Raw genomic sequence first — 17,430 nt, 5'->3', positions numbered from 1 at the left:
CCATTTCAACACTCATGCCTCTGCTGTCCTCATGAGCTTCCCGCCTGCCGTAGCCCCCCGCCCCAGCTATCCGAATGAGCGCCCGAATCTTCTTGACTTTGAATTTGTGCAGGATTACGTTTTGTGCACAAAGCTATATGAAATGCAATAAAACACGTTTTACGCATAAGTGGTCGGGCTCGTAAATCTGACCAGATCGGACAGGGAAGGAACGCCGCAGCACCCGTGGTATTCGCAGCCAATGCTGCGAGTGGATGACCTTTTACAAAAACAAAAAAACAGGAACATCTTCATGAAAACAGCCAACCAGCGGCTCTGCCCGTTGCCGGTTTCCAGCATCGCCTGTGCGGTCAGCGCAACGGTGCTGTTGAGCCTCTCAACGCCCTCGCATGCCTTCCAGATCGACACCGGTAATCCCGATCTTTCGGCGACCTGGGACAACACGATCAAGTACAGCAACGCCTGGCGTGTGAACAAACTCGATCACAAGGTCGCGGCCGGCCCAGGCACGTCCAACAGCAATCCCAACCTGGATGACGGCGACCGAAATTTTGATCGCGGGCTCATTTCCAATCGCCTGGATGTCCTGTCCGAATTCGACATCAAGTACAAAGACGTCGGTGCTCGTCTCAGCGCGGCCTCGTGGTACGACAATGTCTACGCCCACGACAACGATAACGACTCTCCCGGCACCGCCAACTCGTTGAGTGTCGAGCACGATGAGTTCACCAGCGACACCCGCCGCATCCACGAACAGCACACCGAAATTCTCGATGCGTTTGTCTATGGCTCGAAGGAAATCGGCACTACGTCGCTGTCCGGGCGACTCGGCCAGTTCACGCAAATCTATGGTGAAAGCCTGTTCTTCGGGGCCAACGGCATCGCCAATGCTCAGTCCACCGTTGACCTGGTGAAGCTGCAATCCGTGCCGAGCTCGCAGTTCAAGGAAATCCTGATGCCGACCAAGCAGGTGTCAGGCAACTGGCAGCTGAACGATACGGTCAGCGTCGGCGCCTACTACCAATTCGAGTGGAACAAGACGCGCCTGCCCGCAGCGGGCAGCTATTTCAGCGGCGCGGATTTTGTCGGTGAAGGCGGGGAGCGGGTGTTCTTTCCCACTGGCGAGCTACGCCACGGCAAGGACATCGATGCCAAGGATTCCGGGCAGTTTGGTGCGCAACTGAAGTTCGCTGTCGAGGACTGGGAGTTCGGTCTGTACGCCGCGAAATATCACGAAAAGACCCCGGTGTTTTACTTCCGTCCGGCCGCGCTGGTCCCCGGTGCTGATGACACGTTCGTCAACGTTTATCCCGAGGACGTCAAAGTGTTCGGCGCGAGTTTCAGCACCCTGGTCGGCGAAGCCAACATCGCCGGTGAAACGTCGATACGGCTCGATACGCCATTGGCGGGCGTCGGCGGAACGATCATCACCGGTATGGATTCCGACAATGATTCCAACCCGGCGTACCCCATCGGCAAGTCGTGGCATGCCCAGGTGTCGATGGTCAATGTCTACGGCGGATCCGCGTTGTGGGACGGTGCTTCGTTCGTCGGTGAGCTGGCATTCAACCGTCGACTGAGCGTGAGCAAAAATGCCGATCAGTTGGACCCCAACACCACTCGCGATGCCTTCGCGCTGCGCTTCACCTTCGAACCTCAGTATTTCCAGGTCTTCCCCGGCATCGACGTTCAAGCCCCGATCACCATTGGTTACAACCCTTCCGGGCGCTCCTCGGTCACGCCTCAGGCGTTCGGCCCGGAACATGGCGGGGATCTGACGTTGGGCCTCAAGGCCGATTACAAGAAACAGTGGTACGCGTCGCTGTCCTACACCAACTTTTTCGGTGAGGCCGGACCTGTCATCAACTCCTCCAACTCGTTCACTTACCAGCAAAACATGAAAGACCGGGATTTTGTGGCGTTCTCGATCCAGCGAACCTTTTAAGCAAAGAACAGGCGGGCCCTGATAATGACAAAAATTAAACTGCTGTTGCTTTCCACCCTGTCGATCTCAATCTGTACCAGCACCGCGTTCGCGGCGGTGAGTCCTGACGAGGCGGCGAAGCTCAAGACCACTTTGACCCCCATGGGTGCCGAAAAGGCCGGCAATGCCGACGGCTCCATTCCGGCCTGGACGGGTGGGCTGACCAAGGAAGTGGCCGGGGCAAAATCCGGCGACATGCCGGCCGATCTGTTCCCCGGTGAGAAGCCGCTGTTGCAGATCACCGCGAAGAACGCTGCGCAGTACGCGGACAAGTTGAACGAAGGGACGAAAGCCTTGCTGGCCAAATACCCCGACACCTTCCATCTCGATGTGTACCCGACTCATCGAACCGCCGCGGCCCCCGACAGTGTTTATCAAAACACCTTTACCAACGCGACCCAGTGCAAGACCACCAGCAATGGGTTGTCGGTGGAGGGCTGTTACGGCGGCATTCCGTTCCCGATCCCTAAAACCGGCAACGAGGTGATCTGGAATTTCCTGCTGCGGGTCGAGGCCGAATCCATTCAGATGGGCTATGCCAACATCATCGGTAATGCTGATGGCACCCGAACACTCGCCAGCCGTGGCGTCGAGAACTGGCAGTACCCGTATTACTTCAAAGACGGCGGCGTGGATAAGTGGTCGGGGCAGTATGCGCTGCTGCGTTTCTTGACTAACGAACCCCCGTTCAAGGCCGGCGAGTCGTTGGTGACCCACGACAGCATCAACGCCCAGGAACCGCGGGAAGCCTGGCAATACCTGGTTGGCCAACGCCGCGTACGCCGCGCGCCTACCGTGGGTTATGACACGCCAGACTTCGTGGCGTCGGGTGCAAACTACTTCGACGAGGTGCATGGCTTCATTGGCCACCCGGATCGTTATGACTGGAAACTGGTCGGCAAAAAAGAGCTGTACATCCCGTACAACGACAACAAGTTCAACGCCGAAAAACGCGACGATGCCTTTGCGGCTAACCACCTCAACTCGGACAAGGTGCGTTGGGAACTGCATCGCGTCTGGGAGCTGGAGGCGACTGTCGCTGCAGGTAAACGCCACGCCGTGCCCAAGCGCAAATTCTACATCGATGAAGACAGCTGGACGGTCTCGCTGGTCGATGGCTATGACGCTGAGGGCAAGCTGTGGCGTGTGTCTCAAGTGCTTCCATTCGTTGTGCCTTCCATCCCGGCAGTGGTGGTGAAACCGGTGGTGATCTACAACCTGCAAGCCAAGACGTACAGCGTCGTGCAAAGCCTGAACGGCGAAACCTACAGCGTCATCCCACGCAAGCCCGAGAACTTCTTTACCGGGAACTCGGTAGCGTCCGGGTCGGTGCGCTGAGCCTCGCAACAGCGTGTTCACACTTGTGTTCCATGGACGCCGCGCCACTGACGCGACGTCCACTGAACCGCATCATCGAGGCTCGAAAATGCGTATTCAAACTCCCAGGTTTTTTCATCCGCATCCGTTCAAGGCGTTCATGCTGAGCGTGTCGATCATCACGGCGCTCACCGGCACGGTTGCGGCGGCACAACCCGATGGGCTGCCGGTGCAGCCATCGATCACCAGCGCCATGGCGGCACAGTCGGTCATGTTGAGTGTTGCGAGGGCAGGGCACCGCCTGGTGGCCGTTGGCGAACGAGGGTTCATCATTGTTTCTGATGACAATGGCGGCACCTGGAAGCAAGTCAGTTCCCCGGTCAGCATGACGCTGGTCAAGGTTCGCTTCATCGATGACCGCGAAGGCTGGGCGGTCGGCCATGCCGGGGTTGTCTTGCACAGCCAGGACGGTGGGTTGAGCTGGAACAAGCAGCTTGATGGCGTCCAGGCAGCCGAGATCGAATTGCAAGAAGCGAAACGCTTCGACGATGCGGAAAAAATCGCTCAAGCACAGCAACTGGTAGACGATGGCCCCGACAAACCCCTGCTCGATCTGCTCTTTCTGGACGCCAAAAACGGGCTGGTGGTGGGCGCTTACGGTCTGGTGTTTGTCACCCATGACGGCGGGCTAAGCTGGCAATCGATCCGTTCCCGTCTCGAAAACCCAAACGGATTGCACCTCTACAGCATCGAGCGAGTGGACGCGGACCTCTTCGTCGCTGGCGAACAGGGTACGTTGTTGCGCTCAGGTGACGAGGGCCAGACCTTCGAGTCGCTGGCGTCTCCCTACGAGGGCACGACTTTCGGGCTCCAGGCGACCAGCAGCGGCTCGATTCTGGCGTTCGGGCTGCGTGGCAAAGCCTTCGAGTCCAAAGATCGCGGCGAGACCTGGCAGCGTCTCGACACCTTGCAGCCCGTCACCTTGACCAGTGGCCTGCGTCTTGACGATGGCTCGGTACTGCTCACCGATGAGTCCGGCCGAGTGCTGCGTTTCGGGGACGGCGATACCAAAGCCTCTCTACTTCAAGTGACTCAACCCGGTTACTTCACAGGCATGGCGCAAGCCGCGAACGGTGACCTGATCATCAGCAGTGCACGCGGCATGCTGTCGTCCGTGGTTGCCGTGGAATCGTCGGAGCACGATCAATGAACAGCTTTACGCGTACTGCCGAGCCTCACACCGCCCCTCAAGCGGACACCTTCGATCCTTCTTCCGGCACCCTGGTTGAACGGCTTTTGTTCAATCACCGCCGTATTATTTTGGGCATCTGTGTCGTGCTCAGCCTGGTGTTCGGCTACCAGGCGCTGAGTTTGAAGCTCAATGCCGCCTTCGAAAAAATGATCCCGACGGATCACCCTTATGTGCAGAACTACCTGAAGAATCGCGGCCAGTTGGGGGAGGGCGGCAATACCCTGCGGATTGCAATCGAGGCAAAACAGGGCAGCATTTTTGATGCCGCGTACCTTGAGACGGTCAAGAAAATCAACGACGAGGTGTTTTTGCTCCCCGGCGTCGACCGATCGTACATGAAGTCCCTGTGGACCCCGGCGACCCGTTGGATCGGCGTAACGGAAGAGGGTTTCGACGGCGGCCCGGTGATCCCTGACAACTACGATGGCTCTGCCGGTAGCCTGGAGCAGGTTCGACAGAACGTTGAACGATCGGGTGAAGTCGGCCGGCTCGTGGCCTCTAACTTCAAGTCCAGCATCGTGCTTTTGCCGCTTCAGGACATCACCTCGGACGACGGCAAACCGCTGGACTACAACGCGCTCTCAAGCCAGCTCGAACAGATTCGGGTCAAGTACGAAACCGACAACATCAAAATCCACATCACCGGTTTCGCCAAGGTGGTGGGCGATCTGATTGACGGCATGCGGCAGATGCAGCTGTTCTTCGCCGCGACGCTGGTGATTTGCGGCATCGTGTTGTTCTGGTACACCCGCTGCATTCGCAGCACGCTGTTGGTGCTGCTGTGTTCGATCATCGCCGTGGTCTGGTTGCTTGGGTTGCTGCCTACTCTGGGCTTTGACCTTGATCCGTATTCGATCCTCGTCCCGTTCCTGGTGTTTGCGATCGGGTTGAGTCACGGCGCGCAGAAAATGAACGGCATCATGCAGGACATCGGGCGCGGAGCCGACAAGCTGGTGGCGGCACGCTTCACCTTTCGCCGGCTGTTTTTGACCGGGCTGATGGCACTGGTGGCCGACGCCGTCGGTTTCGCCGTGTTGATGATCATCAAGATTCCGGTGATTCAGGATCTCGCCGTTGCTGCGACGATCGGCGTGCTGACGTTGATTTTCACCAACCTGATTCTGTTGCCGATTCTGTTGTCGTACACCGGTGTCAGCAAAGCGGCGGCCCAGCGTGAAGCGGCTAACGACAAGTTCTCGCAGCTGGACGCGCTTCACGCCCGGCACCCGTTCTGGGCTTTTCTGGATCGATTCACCGAGCGCAAATGGGCGAGCGGGGCCATCCTCATCGCCGTGATGCTGGGGGTGGCCGGTTTTGCCGTCAGCCTGCACGTGAAGATCGGTGACCTGAATCCCGGGGCACCGGAACTGCGTCCGGAGTCGCGCTACAACAGCGACAACCGCTTCATGGTCAGCAACTTTTCCGCCAGCAGTGACAAGTACGTGGTGATGGTGAAAACACCGCAATACTTCTGCGCCAACTATCAGACGCTGGTGTCGGTCGATGCGCTGGAAGCGCAGCTGCAACAACTGCCGGGCGTGGTGTCGACGACTTCGTTGGCGGCGCTGAGCAAGCAGGCCGCAGCGGGCATGAATGAAGGCAGCATGACCTGGTACGAGATACCCCGTAATCAGGGGCTATTGAACGCGATCATCACCCGCGCGCCGCGCGAGCTATTCAACCAGAACTGCGATCTGCTGACGGTGTATGTCTACCTCAAGGACCACAAGGCCGACACGCTCACCAGTGTGGTGCAGACCGTCGAACAGTTCGCGGCGACCCATAACAACGATCAGATCCAGTTCTTGAATGCGGCGGGCAATGCCGGGATCGAAGCGGCCACCAATATCGTGGTGAAGCGTTCGAACGTGCAGATGCTATTCATGGTGTACGCGGCCGTCATTGCCTTGTGCTTTATCACCTTCAGATCCTGGCGAGCGGTGGTGTGTACGGTGTTGCCGCTGATGCTGACGTCTATTTTGTGCGAGGCCTTGATGGTGGGCTTGAACATAGGCGTCAAGGTGGCGACGCTCCCGGTCATTGCATTGGGCGTGGGGATCGGTGTGGATTACGCGCTGTATATCCTCAGCGTGACACTCACTAATCTGCGCAATGGCTCAAGCCTGTCTGATGCGTACTACCTGGCCCTGCTTTCCACAGGCAAGGTGGTGGTGATGACCGGAATTACATTGGGCGTTGCCGTGCTCACCTGGGTGCTGTCGCCGATCAAGTTTCAGGCCGACATGGGCATTCTGTTGGGGTTCATGTTCATCTGGAACATGGTGGGCGCTTTGGTATTGGTTCCGGCACTGGCGCATTTTCTGCTCAAGCCCAAGAACCAGCCGTTGCCTGTGAATGGGTGATACCTGACGACGAGAGCGGGTTCAGTTTTGCTGAACCCGCTGGTCGTCATCGCTACTGGCGATTCAAGAGGGATGCGCGATCTCTAGCCAGTCTTCAAACCGGGTCGCTCCAACAATGGGGTTATCGCCGGGCGTGAGGGACTTGTCATTGATCGGGGCACCGAAGTACGGAACCGTGTCATCCGGGACGGCTTCGCGCGGGTCCTTGGTGTGTTTCAGGTACTCACTCACGAACTCGACAATGGGGCGGCGATCGGGACCTGCCACTTCCACGGTCTGATTGATCGGCGCTTGTTGAGCGATAGCCGTCAGCGCGGCCGCGACATCGACCGAGGCTACCGGTTGCAACGCGGCGGACGTTAAATGGATGGTGTTGCCGTCCTCGCGACCCGAGTAAGCAATGGCACCAATGAATTCGAAGAACTGCGTGGCCCGCAGGATGGTGTAGGGAACGCCCGAGGCCTTGATGAGTTTTTCCTGGGCCATTTTGGCCCGGAAGTAACCACTGTCGAGCATCCGTTCGGTGCCCACGACGGACAGGGCAACATGGTGTTTGGTGCCGGCAACCTTCTCGGCAGCGAACAGGTTATGCCCGGCGGTCTCAAAGAAATGCAGCGCCGCGTGATCCTCGAATGAGGGGGAGTTGGCCACGTCGACCACCACGTCGGCGCCCTTGAGCGCGTCCGCCAGGCCCTCGCCGGAGATGACGTTAATGCCGGAACTCGGTGACGCTGATATGACTTCATGCCCCAGATCCTGTAGGTTCTTGCAGACTTTGCTGCCGATCAGCCCGCTTCCTCCGATGATGACGAATTTCATGGCCGGTCTCCCGCTGCGGTGTGTTGGGACAATAATTAAACACCCTGGCAGCGGCCGTATCGGACTGCCATTGGCATTGCCCGACAGGTGGTCAAAAGTCTGAACGGCAGGTGGAATTAACGGCGTTTGTTTGCTTTAGTCCACCTATCGCTGGCTCACGTGTGCGGCACCTCAGCTCATGACGGGAGCCCAACCGGAGAGTCCCATGAAACACCGATTCCCGACCTGCGCCGTGTTGGTGGCTGCCCTTGCATTCGGCGCGTTGCCTTGTGTCCAGGCGGTCGAATACACGCAGGTCAACGAAACCGCCAGCACGATCTCCTTCACGTATAAACAGTTTTCCTCGCGGGTATACGGCACGTTCAGCAAGTTCGAGGCCTCGCTTGATTTCGACACGGCGCACCCGTCGGCAGGCCGGGCCGCGCTCGCCATCCAGCTCGACAGCATTGACGCCGGAAGCAGCGACGCCAACAGCGAATTGCAAAAACCAGCCTGGTTCAACACGGCAACGTATCCAGTGGCGACGTTTGAATCGACCGGTGTGAAAGTCCTGGGCGACAACCGTTACTCGATCACCGGCAAACTCACGCTCAGGGGGATCACGCGGGAAGTGGAGGTACCGGTGCTCTTGAAGGCCGAGAAAGCCATCGGGATTTTCGATGGCCAGTTAACGCTCAAGCGTAGCGACTTCAAAATCGGCGAGGGCGAATGGGCCAACGGTGTTGTCTCCGACAAGATCAATATCCGGTTTCGGATGGTTGCGCCGCAGCGGTAACTCGGCCAAGCGTGCGTAGCGTCGGTTATGATAGGCACGCCCGCGGACACACTCTTCACGTCCGCCCCAGAGTCAGAGCCACGAATGCCCCAGATCACCCATTTCAAAACCCCGTGCCCCGAGCACATCAATAGCCAGATCCTGCAGATGGTGGTCGATTACCTGACCGACATCAGCATGGTCGCTATCGCGCCAAGCAACCTGTTGTACAACGTGTACCAGTACGCGATCGGCTACGAGGTTCACCTCTATCTGGAAGCATTGAACGGGGCGAAAGGGATTGCGGTGGAGTTGCTCGTCGCGACCGACGAAGACGACCCCGAGAAGGTCATCGGCTTCCTGCTGTACCTGCCGGTCAAGGACGATCCCGATGCATGCGGTGTCGCGTATATGGCGGTGAGTGCCAGCCATCGACGCCAAGGTATTGCCCGGCGGATGCTGCAAGAAATGGTCGGCCGCTACCCGCATGCCGAGCTGACGTGCGCGGTGGCCAAGGTGCCGTATTTTGAGGCAATGGGGTTTCAGGTGGTGGGCGTGCGCGCTACACAAGTGCTGATGAACACCCGCGATCACGGCAGCGGCGGCTTGATGGCCGTGCTGGACGTGGCGCCGATCTACAGCTCGCTCGAGGTGCGACAGATTCATACGTACCTGCTGCAAAAACACGGCAAGCGGGCCATGCTCGATGCGGAGAAACAGCGTGACCGGCATCTGGACCAGATGACGCGCAAGGCAAATGAGTTTGTTCGGGAGCGACTGGGGGAACTCGGTTAATTGTGGGAGCGGGCTTGCTCGCGAAGGCGGTTTATCATTCAAAATCAATATCGACTGGCCCGCCGCCTTCGCGAGCAAGCCCGCTCCCACAGGGGATTTTTGTTGTCTTTTAGATAGCGCAAAGCCCGGCCAAATGCCGGGCTTTTTTGTGTCTGGAAATCGTGCAGATAAAAAAGAGCCTCAAAGCTCTTTGATGGGGAGGAAGTAGAGCCCTCGAGGCTCAAGATGCGCATGAAACAAGTGGTGAGCTTGGTAGGGGTTCATTTCACTCACCACTTACGCAACGGCTTGAGTCAACAAGCGGCTGCGTAGATTTATCGTAGAAAGTTGGGGGTTGGCGCTCAAGTACCGCTAGTCGAATCCATCTTTTCGGCGTCAGTTTCCGCGATGTTTCCAGCGTCGCCACGGGCACTTCTTTCGACCATGGCGATGATGGTTTCGAACAGTTCGTCCTGTGCCTGCGCGGCAGTGATCTCTCCATTTGCCGCGGCATGGGACAAGGCTTCCGCCGCACCGAGCATCGCCCGCAATCCCGCTGCCTTGATCTCACCCGCGCCAGCGAAAGGGGCGAGGGCGGTTCGGCACTTGTTCAGGAAAATCGCTTCGTACTCGCGCTTGATCTTCTCCAGTTCCGGGGAGCTGGCCAGTGCCGCGATGACGCCGGGAATCTCGTTGCCCTGAAGCAGCACACAGTCGACGTACGACGAAGCGATTACCCTGGCGGTGCAGGGTAAAGTCGGTTCGCTGTCCTGAAGCGCAGCATCCATCAGTGCTGTCTGTCGGGCATCGAAGTCTTGATAAAGCGCCGCCAACAGCCCGGATCGCGTGCTGAAGTGATCGTACACCACCGGTTTGGTGATCCCGGCTTGCTCGGCAAGTCGCCCCAATGTCAGCGCGTCCGTGCCTTCTTCCCGAACGAGTTGCCAGGCGACGTCCAGCAACTGGCGTTGGCGGTCCTCCCGGGACATTCGTCGTCGCGGCTGCGGCGTGGAATCTTGTGCGTCTGTTTCGGTGGTTGACATGGTTATGTACCAAAAGTAACTTACTGATCGTAACTTACCAAGAGTATATAAGGTCCGCCTTGTGCTCTCAATCAGGAGTTTCCAGCATGCACGCGCTTATCGTTGTGGCTCATCACGATCCTCGTTCGCTTACCCATAGCCTGGTTGCGCAAGTCGCTCAGGGCATTGCCCTGGACGATCCCGGTCATACCTTTGAAATCGCCGACCTCTCGGCCGAAGGGTTCGATCCAAGGTTCAGCGTCGCTGATCTGGCGGTGCATCACCGGGAAGCGCCGCCTCCTGCTGATGTGGTTGCCGAGCAAGCGCGGATAGACCGCGCCGATGCGGTGGTGCTGGTTTATCCGGTCTACTGGTGGTCGATGCCGGCGCTGCTCAAGGGCTGGATTGATCGGGTGTTCGCCAACGGCTGGGCGTTCGATTTCACGGCGGATGCCAAGTTGGAGAAGAAGCTTGGCCACCTGCGGGTTCACCTGATCGGTGTGGGCGGTGCCGACGCTGCTACTTACGCCCGGCACGGTTATGCCGAGGCCATGAAGACGCAGATCGACCATGGGATTTTTGATTATTGCGGTGCTCAGGTAGTGACGTCCGAGCTGCTGCTTGAATCGGAAATTCAGGACCCAGCGGTGCACCTGGACGCCGCGAAAAGCCTCGGTCGCGAGCTCTTTGCGGCCTCCAGACACCTCAATCCTGTTAGACCTGCTCTCCCGGCCAACCCGCTCGACGCAAGGCGTTGAGCAGCGTTCCGGCATTCAGTCCCGGCACCGCATGGCCATTGCCTTCGGCGGTGTCGGAGGCCAGCAAGGCATTGATGATCGCTTCCTCCACCGCCTCGGTGGCGGCCAGGAACAACTCGCTGATGTGGTCGTTGTTGACCATGCTCAGGTTGTCGGTGGTCGGCGCACGCTTGCTCTCGTAAGCGGCCGGCGGCACGTGCTGGTTGCCGGTGGCGAAGGCGATGAAGATGTCACCGCTGTGGTCTTCATTTCCGCCGCCGGTGCGGGCCAGGCCGAGGCTGGCGCGCTGCGCGAGGCGTGTGCACTGGTGCGGCAGCAACGGTGCATCGGTGGCCAGGCAGACGACGATCGAGCCCATGCCCGGATGCGGCAAGGACGCCTTGAGGAACGGCGAGTCGGCCTTTTCCATGTAACGCCCGACCGGGTAACCGTCGACGCGCAGTTCGTTGCGGATGCCGTGGTTGGCCTGGACGATGGCGCCGACGGTCCAGCCGCCCTGAGCACTGTTCAGACGCCGCGAAGCGGTGCCGATCCCGCCCTTGAATTCGTGGCAGATCATGCCGCTGCCGCCGCCGACGGCACCTTCGATCACCGGGCCACCCACCGCCGTGCGCAAGGCTTCGGCCACATGTTCAGGCTTCACGTGGAAGCCGTTGATGTCGTTGAGCAGACCGTCGAAGGTCTCCAGCACCACTGGCATATTCCAGTAGAGTCGCCCGTCATCGGGCTGGTTCTGGCGATCCAGCGTCACCAGCGCATCGCGCACCACGCCCAGGCTGTGGGTGTTGGTGAAGGCGATCGGGCTGGTCAAAAGGCCTGCTTCGCGAATCCATTCAAGACCGGTCGCGTCGCCATTGCCGTTGAGCACATGGACGCCGGCAAAGCACGGTTGCAGGCTGGTAGAACCGGCACGCGGCTCGATCACGGTGACTCCGGTCAGGATGTCGCGGCCAGTGGCGGTGCGTCCTCGCACATTGCTGTGGCCGACCCGTACGCCGGGCACATCGGTGATGGCGTTGAGCGGGCCGGGTTGCAGTTGGCCGAACTGGATGTTCAGGTCGCGGGCACGTGGTTTCATTGGTTTTCTCGTCTCATGGCAGAAAAAGTGGGCCAGGTTGGGCGCGGAACCTGTGGGAGCGAGCCTGCTCGCGATAGCGTTGGGTCAGTCGCCATCAGTGTTAAAGGTGATGGCCTCATCGCGAGCAGGCTCGCTCCCACATTGGATTGCGTTTGGCTGACGGGTATCGGGGGTTACTGACCGTTTTTGACTTTGCTCCAGATCCGCGTCCGCACGCGCTCGGTGGCGGGCGGCAGAGGCTGAAGGGTGAATAACGTGGCCATCGCTTCGGCCGACGGATACACGGCAGGATTGTTGCGGGTCGCTTCGGCCACCAGTGGCATCGCGCTGCGGTTGCCGTTGGGGTAGGAGAGGTGATCACTGACCGGCGCGATGACTTCAGGGCGCATCAGGTAGTCGATGAAGGCCAAACCCTGTTCCGGGTGCGGTGCGTCCTTGAGCAGCACCAACGTGTCGAACCACACCGGCGCGCCTTCTTTCGGCAGGCTGTAGGCGATCTTCACGCCGTTGTTCGCCTGCTCGGCAGTGTTCTTGGCTTCCAGCATCGCGCCGGACCAGCCCACCGCCACGCAGATGTTGCCGTTGGCCAGGTCGCTGATGAACTTGGACGAGTTGAAGTAGGCAATGTGCGGACGCAGCTTGAGCAGCAGTGCCTCGGCCTTTTTGTAGTCTTCGGGGTTGGTGCTGTTGGGTGGCAGACCGAGGTAGTGCAGGGCGACCGGCAGCATCTCGGCCGGCGAGTCGAGCATGGCCACGCCACACTGACCGAGTTTGGCCAGGTTCGCTTCGTTGAACACCAGGTCCCAGGAATCCACCGGCGCCTTGTCGCCCAGCGCGGCGCGGACCTTGTCGATGTTGTAGCCGATGCCGTTGGTGCCCCACAGATACGGCACGGCGTACTGGTTGCCCGGATCGTTGTGGGCCAGTTTCGCCAACAGGTCAGCGTCCATGTTTTTGAAGTCAGGCATCTGAGCATGGGGCAGAGGTGCAAGGGCACCGGCCTTGATCAGGGTCGGCAAGCTGAAGTTGCTGGCCACCACCACGTCGTATCCGCTGCGGCTGGTGAGCAATTTGCCTTCCAGTACTTCGGCGCTGTCGAAGGTGTCGTAGACCGGTGCAATCCCGGTGTCACGCTTGAAATCCTGCAGGGTCGTGGGACCTATGTAGTCATACCAGTTGTAGACGTGAACCGTCGGGCCGTCGGCGGCAACCGCCGATAGCGAGACCGACAGACAGGCGCCCAGTCCAAGATTGATATACGAGCGGTGACGACTCATGATGCGGCACTCCTGGCCTGCTGCAGGCCGGTGATGATCAGGTGCTTGCAGCGTATCGGCCGGGAGTGGACTCACCCATTCCCATCATGGGTTACTCGAAAGGGGTAGGGCGTGGACGCGTTGTTGAAAGAGCTACCGGTGCACCAAGGGCTGGCGCGGGTATTTGGTGCCTTGGGGCAGGACGGGTTCTGGCGTGCGCTGGTCGACACGCTGCGGCTGCTGGTGCCGATGGACAACGCGTTGGTCGCGGTGATGCGGGCCGGGCGGGTGCCGCGTCTGCTGATTGATTTCGACTCAAAGGGCAGTGCTGCCGAGCATGAAGAACTGGCGGACTACAGCGCCGGCATGTACCTGCTCGATCCGTTTTATCAGGCCGCTTGTGCCGGCATCGCCGACGGCTTGCACAGCCTCGAATCGGTGGCCCCCGACCAGTTCCAGCAGAGCGAGTATTACCTGAGCTACTTCCGCAGCGTGGTGGGCGGCGACGAGTTGCAGTTCATGGTCAACGTCGAGGGCGCCGTGCTCGGTTTGTCGTTGGGGCGCTCGACGCGATTCACGCTTGAGGAGCAGGGCCGCCTGCTTTGCGTGCGCGATTGGGTGCTCGCGGCGATGCGCCGTCACCTGCAATTGATGCCCCCGGAAGGGCCGGCCACCGAGGCGGTGGCCGGGGATCTGGCGACCCTGCTGGATCGTTTCGACGCGCGCCTGTCGGTACGGGAAATCGAAACGGCGCGCCTGATTCTTCAGGGCTTCTCAAGCAAGGCCATCGCCCAGCAGATGGGCATTTCCCCGGAGACGGTGAAGGTGCACCGGCGCAATCTCTATCACAAGCTCAATGTGAATGGGCATGGTGAGTTGTTTGCGTTGGTGTTGCAGCCGCGTTGACTGGGCGGAGTACTGCAAGTCTCCTGTGGGAGCGAGCCTGCTCGCGAAGAGGCCGGCACATTCAGTATTGATGTCGGCTGATACGACGCCTTCGCGAGCAGGCTCGCTCCCACAGAAAGCAGAACTCAATCCTCCAGCTTGAACACCAGCGCCTTCAACCCGCATTCAACATCGGCATCGGGAAATTCCGGCGGATTGTCCAGCCGTTGCTCGAACCGCAGGCTCGGTGCTTCGCGGGTGACGCCGTCGATGAGGAAGTCCGCACCAAACGCCGGATCATTCATGCACGCCAGCACCGTGCCCTGAGGGCTGAGCAATTCCGGCAGTCGGCGCAGCACGCGCTGGTAGTCCTTGGTCAGCAGAAAACTGCCTTTCTGAAACGACGGTGGGTCGATGATCACCAGGTCGTAAGGGCCCTTGCTGATCACCTTGCCCCAGGATTTGAACAGGTCATGACCGAGGAACGTCACCTTGCTCAGGTCGTGGCCGTTGAGCCGGTGATTGTCGCGACCACGGCTCAGGGCCGGGCTGGACATGTCCAGATTGACCACGTGCGTCGCCCCCCCTTCGATGGCCGCTACCGAGAATCCGCAGGTGTAGGCGAACAGATTCAGCACGCGCTTGCCTTGGGCATTGGCCCGCACCCAGTCGCGGCCGTAACGCATGTCGAGGAACAGGCCGGTGTTCTGTTTGCGGCCCAGATCCACCCGGTAATGCAGGCCGCCCTCAGTGATCGTCATCTCGTCGATCGAGTCCCCCAACAGCCACTCGGTGGTGCTTTGCAGCAGGTAGCGATGTTGCAGCAAGAGTGTATGCGCGCCGGATTGCGTCCACGCAGGCGATTGCGTGAGGTCCATGAGCTTGTGTTTCAACGCTTCCAGCTGCGACGCTTCGGGTTCCTTGAACAGCGACACCAGCACCACGCCCTGCAACCAGTCGACGGTCAATTGCTCCAGCCCCGGCCAGCACCGACCACGGCCGTGGAACAGCCGGCGGGTTTCGGCGGGGGCAGTGGCCAGGGCTGTCAGCAGATGGTCGTGGAGGGTGGAGAGGGCGTCAGCGTTCATCGGGCAGGGCCAGCAATTTGTTGGGGCGGCATTTTAACCACAATTGAGCCAAGGGCGGACCACGCAAAAAAACTGTGGGAGCGAGCCTGCTCGCGATAGCGGTGGGTCAGTCAACATCTATGTTGAATGTAATGCCGCCATCGTCGGAACGCCGCCCGGAGCAGGCTCACTCCCACAGGTTATTGGGGGGGGGAGTTATCACGTTTAATTTAACTTTACGTGAGGATTTGGCGATCTGTCGGCTCGCATAATCGGCTCCAACGATCAACCGCCGGGAGCCCATCATGTCGCCGTTACCTGCTTCACCCACGGTCAGCAGCCATCCCCGCTGGCTACGGCTGACCCATTGGCTGAACGCCCTGGCAGTGCTGGTCATGGTGACCAGCGGTTGGCGAATCTATAACGCGTCTCCGCTGTACGACTTCAGTTTTCCCAAAACGATCACCTTGGGTGGTTGGCTCGGCGGCGCATTGCAATGGCATTTCGCGGCGATGTGGTTCCTGGCCATCAATGGCCTTGTCTACCTGATCATCAACCTCGTCAGTGGTCGTCTGAAACGGCGCTTTTTCCCGGTCTCACCCAAAGGGGTTTTGCATGACCTGTGGGCGGCATTGCGGGGCCGATTGGGGCATGCCGACCTGAGTCATTACAACCAGGTGCAACGGGTGGCGTACCTGTTCGTGATGGTCGACATCACGCTGCTGGTGATTTCCGGGCTGGTGTTGTGGAAGTCCGTCCAGTTTCCGCTGTTGCGTGAACTGCTGGGCGGCTACGAAGGCGCGCGGCACGTGCACTTCATCGCGATGTCGCTGTTGGTGGCCTTTGTCGCGGTTCATCTGGTGATGGTCGCGCTGGTTCCCAAAACGTTGTGGGCCATGATTGTCGGTCGCAAGGAGGTCGTATGAAAAAGCGCATTCAAGGCTCAGGGCTGGACGAGTCGCCCATCCTGACGGATGCCAGGAAAATCATTGCCCCACAGATTGAGGACCGCTCACGACGCTCGTTCCTGATGCGTGGCCTGACCCTCGGCGGCGTGGCCATGTTGTCCGGCTGCAACCTCACCGACAACGAGAGCGTCGAAACCGCGTTGTCCTCCATGTCCCGGTTCAACGATCGGGTGCAGGGCTGGCTGTTCAATCCCAACGCCCTGGCGCCGACTTATCCCGAGTCAATGATCACCCGTCCGTTTCCGTTCAATGCCTTCTACGGCATCGACGAGGCGCCGACGGTGGAGGAAGAGAGTTATCGGCTGGAAGTGACCGGCATGGTCGCCGACAAGCGCAGCTGGCGCCTGGAAGAACTGCGCGCCATGGCCCAGACCGAACAGATTACCCGACACATCTGCGTCGAAGGCTGGAGCGCGATCGGGCGGTGGGGCGGCGTGCGGTTCAGCGACTTCCTGAGACGGATCGGTGCCGACACGGATGCCAAATATGTCGGCTTCAAATGCGCGGACGACTACTACACCAGCATCGACATGGCCACCGCACTGCATTCGCAAACCTTGCTGACGCTGACCTATGACGGCGCGGTGCTGCCTCGCCAGTACGGCTTCCCGATGAAGCTGCGTATGCCGACCAAGCTGGGCTACAAGAATCCCAAACACATTCAGGCGCTTTTCGTCACCAACACCTATCCGGGTGGCTACTGGGAAGACCAGGGCTACAACTGGTTCGGTGGCAGCTGACGGCGCCTGGCCACTTCACTGCGCAGCGCCCGCTGCGCTCATTCGCAACCTGTGCTTCAAGGAGTTTCATCATGAAAAAGTTAGCGACTACCGTACTGTCCATGTGCCTGGCGTTTGGCGCAGCCAGCGTGTTTGCCGCCGATGCAACAACCACTAACGGTATGAGCAAAGACAGCATGAGCAAGGATTCAATGTCCAAAGACGCCATGCAAAAGGACACGATGAAAAAGGACGCCATGTCCAAGGATTCCATGAGCAAGGACGCGATGAAGAAAGACACCATGTCCAAGGACGGAATGAAGAAGGACGCGATGTCCAAGGACACCATGAAAAAAGACGTGCCGTCGTACTGATCAAAATCCCCTCCTGTAAGGCCACACCCTGGTTTGCAGG

At 59.5% G+C, this 17,430-nt stretch carries 16 protein-coding genes; 11 read left to right on the top strand and 5 right to left on the bottom strand.

Annotated features, from left to right (window positions below; translation table 11 throughout):
* Nucleotides 1-292 precede the first annotated feature (292 nt).
* From PMI27_RS18645 to PMI27_RS18660, 4 genes are all read left to right on the top strand, one after another.
* Nucleotides 293-1,945: a DUF1302 domain-containing protein gene (locus tag PMI27_RS18645; protein WP_008155897.1), complete on the top strand. Its 1,653-nt coding sequence runs from the start codon at nucleotides 293-295 to the stop codon at nucleotides 1,943-1,945.
* A 24-nt stretch (nucleotides 1,946-1,969) separates the two neighbouring features.
* Nucleotides 1,970-3,322 carry a DUF1329 domain-containing protein gene (locus PMI27_RS18650; protein ID WP_008155899.1) on the top strand — a complete coding sequence of 451 codons (1,353 nt, stop codon included), beginning with the start codon at nucleotides 1,970-1,972 and terminating at the stop codon, nucleotides 3,320-3,322.
* Between the two features lie 88 nt (nucleotides 3,323-3,410).
* Nucleotides 3,411-4,511 carry a WD40/YVTN/BNR-like repeat-containing protein gene (locus tag PMI27_RS18655; protein ID WP_008155900.1) on the top strand — a complete coding sequence of 367 codons (1,101 nt, stop codon included), beginning with the start codon at nucleotides 3,411-3,413 and terminating at the stop codon, nucleotides 4,509-4,511.
* Nucleotides 4,508-6,916, top strand: coding sequence for an efflux RND transporter permease subunit (locus PMI27_RS18660; protein ID WP_008155902.1), 2,409 nt, complete (start codon nucleotides 4,508-4,510; stop codon nucleotides 6,914-6,916). The genes PMI27_RS18655 and PMI27_RS18660 overlap by 4 nt, the downstream gene beginning before the upstream one ends.
* A gap of 63 nt (nucleotides 6,917-6,979) precedes the next feature.
* On the opposite strand, the gene PMI27_RS18665 is transcribed toward PMI27_RS18660, so the two are convergent.
* Complete coding sequence (locus tag PMI27_RS18665) at nucleotides 6,980-7,735, bottom strand: SDR family oxidoreductase (RefSeq protein WP_008155904.1); 756 nt, start codon at nucleotides 7,733-7,735, stop codon at nucleotides 6,980-6,982.
* Between the two features lie 205 nt (nucleotides 7,736-7,940).
* Between PMI27_RS18665 and PMI27_RS18670 the strand changes: the two genes are divergently transcribed.
* Nucleotides 7,941-8,510 carry a YceI family protein gene (locus PMI27_RS18670; RefSeq protein WP_008155906.1) on the top strand — a complete coding sequence of 190 codons (570 nt, stop codon included), beginning with the start codon at nucleotides 7,941-7,943 and terminating at the stop codon, nucleotides 8,508-8,510.
* An 84-nt stretch (nucleotides 8,511-8,594) separates the two neighbouring features.
* Entirely contained in the window at nucleotides 8,595-9,284 is a 690-nt protein-coding gene (locus PMI27_RS18675) for a GNAT family N-acetyltransferase (protein ID WP_008155908.1), read from the top strand.
* 341 nt (nucleotides 9,285-9,625) lie between these two features.
* Here the strand turns inward: PMI27_RS18675 and PMI27_RS18680 are convergent, their stop codons facing one another.
* Nucleotides 9,626-10,306 carry a TetR/AcrR family transcriptional regulator gene (locus PMI27_RS18680; RefSeq protein WP_050595023.1) on the bottom strand — a complete coding sequence of 227 codons (681 nt, stop codon included), beginning with the start codon at nucleotides 10,304-10,306 and terminating at the stop codon, nucleotides 9,626-9,628.
* Nucleotides 10,307-10,392: 86 nt separating this feature from the next.
* Between PMI27_RS18680 and PMI27_RS18685 the strand changes: the two genes are divergently transcribed.
* The gene (locus tag PMI27_RS18685; RefSeq protein WP_008155912.1) at nucleotides 10,393-11,043 is read left to right on the top strand and encodes an NAD(P)H-dependent oxidoreductase; all 651 of its coding nucleotides are present in this window, start codon (nucleotides 10,393-10,395) and stop codon (nucleotides 11,041-11,043) included.
* Here PMI27_RS18685 and PMI27_RS18690 read toward each other — a convergent pair.
* Both PMI27_RS18690 and PMI27_RS18695 read right to left on the bottom strand, forming a co-directional pair.
* Nucleotides 11,000-12,121: a DmpA family aminopeptidase gene (locus PMI27_RS18690; protein WP_008155914.1), complete on the bottom strand. Its 1,122-nt coding sequence runs from the start codon at nucleotides 12,119-12,121 to the stop codon at nucleotides 11,000-11,002. The genes PMI27_RS18685 and PMI27_RS18690 overlap by 44 nt on opposite strands.
* Nucleotides 12,122-12,294: 173 nt before the next feature.
* Nucleotides 12,295-13,398, bottom strand: a complete 1,104-nt coding sequence (locus PMI27_RS18695; protein WP_008155915.1) for an extracellular solute-binding protein — start codon at nucleotides 13,396-13,398, stop codon at nucleotides 12,295-12,297.
* A gap of 111 nt (nucleotides 13,399-13,509) precedes the next feature.
* On the opposite strand from PMI27_RS18695, the gene PMI27_RS18700 reads away from it, so the two are divergent.
* Nucleotides 13,510-14,283 (top strand): helix-turn-helix transcriptional regulator, encoded by a 774-nt coding sequence (locus tag PMI27_RS18700; protein WP_008155917.1) that lies wholly within the window; start codon nucleotides 13,510-13,512, stop codon nucleotides 14,281-14,283.
* 125 nt (nucleotides 14,284-14,408) lie between these two features.
* Here PMI27_RS18700 and PMI27_RS18705 read toward each other — a convergent pair whose 3' ends face one another.
* Entirely contained in the window at nucleotides 14,409-15,350 is a 942-nt protein-coding gene (locus PMI27_RS18705) for a class I SAM-dependent methyltransferase (protein ID WP_008155918.1), read from the bottom strand.
* 284 nt (nucleotides 15,351-15,634) lie between these two features.
* Between PMI27_RS18705 and PMI27_RS18710 the strand changes: the two genes are divergently transcribed.
* From PMI27_RS18710 to PMI27_RS18720, 3 genes are all read left to right on the top strand, one after another.
* Nucleotides 15,635-16,255: a cytochrome b/b6 domain-containing protein gene (locus PMI27_RS18710; RefSeq protein WP_008156966.1), complete on the top strand. Its 621-nt coding sequence runs from the start codon at nucleotides 15,635-15,637 to the stop codon at nucleotides 16,253-16,255.
* Nucleotides 16,252-17,037: a molybdopterin-dependent oxidoreductase gene (locus tag PMI27_RS18715; RefSeq protein WP_008156964.1), complete on the top strand. Its 786-nt coding sequence runs from the start codon at nucleotides 16,252-16,254 to the stop codon at nucleotides 17,035-17,037. Before PMI27_RS18710 ends, PMI27_RS18715 begins: the two co-directional genes overlap by 4 nt.
* Nucleotides 17,038-17,108: 71 nt before the next feature.
* The gene (locus PMI27_RS18720) at nucleotides 17,109-17,390 is read left to right on the top strand and encodes a pentapeptide MXKDX repeat protein (protein WP_008156962.1); all 282 of its coding nucleotides are present in this window, start codon (nucleotides 17,109-17,111) and stop codon (nucleotides 17,388-17,390) included.
* Nucleotides 17,391-17,430: the final 40 nt, after the last annotated feature.

It is taken from the genome of Pseudomonas sp. GM41(2012) (genome assembly GCF_000282315.2).
Lineage (GTDB): Bacteria > Pseudomonadota > Gammaproteobacteria > Pseudomonadales > Pseudomonadaceae > Aquipseudomonas.
Note: the sequence above shows the minus strand (reverse complement) of the source record. Positions and strands in the feature narration are given on the sequence as shown.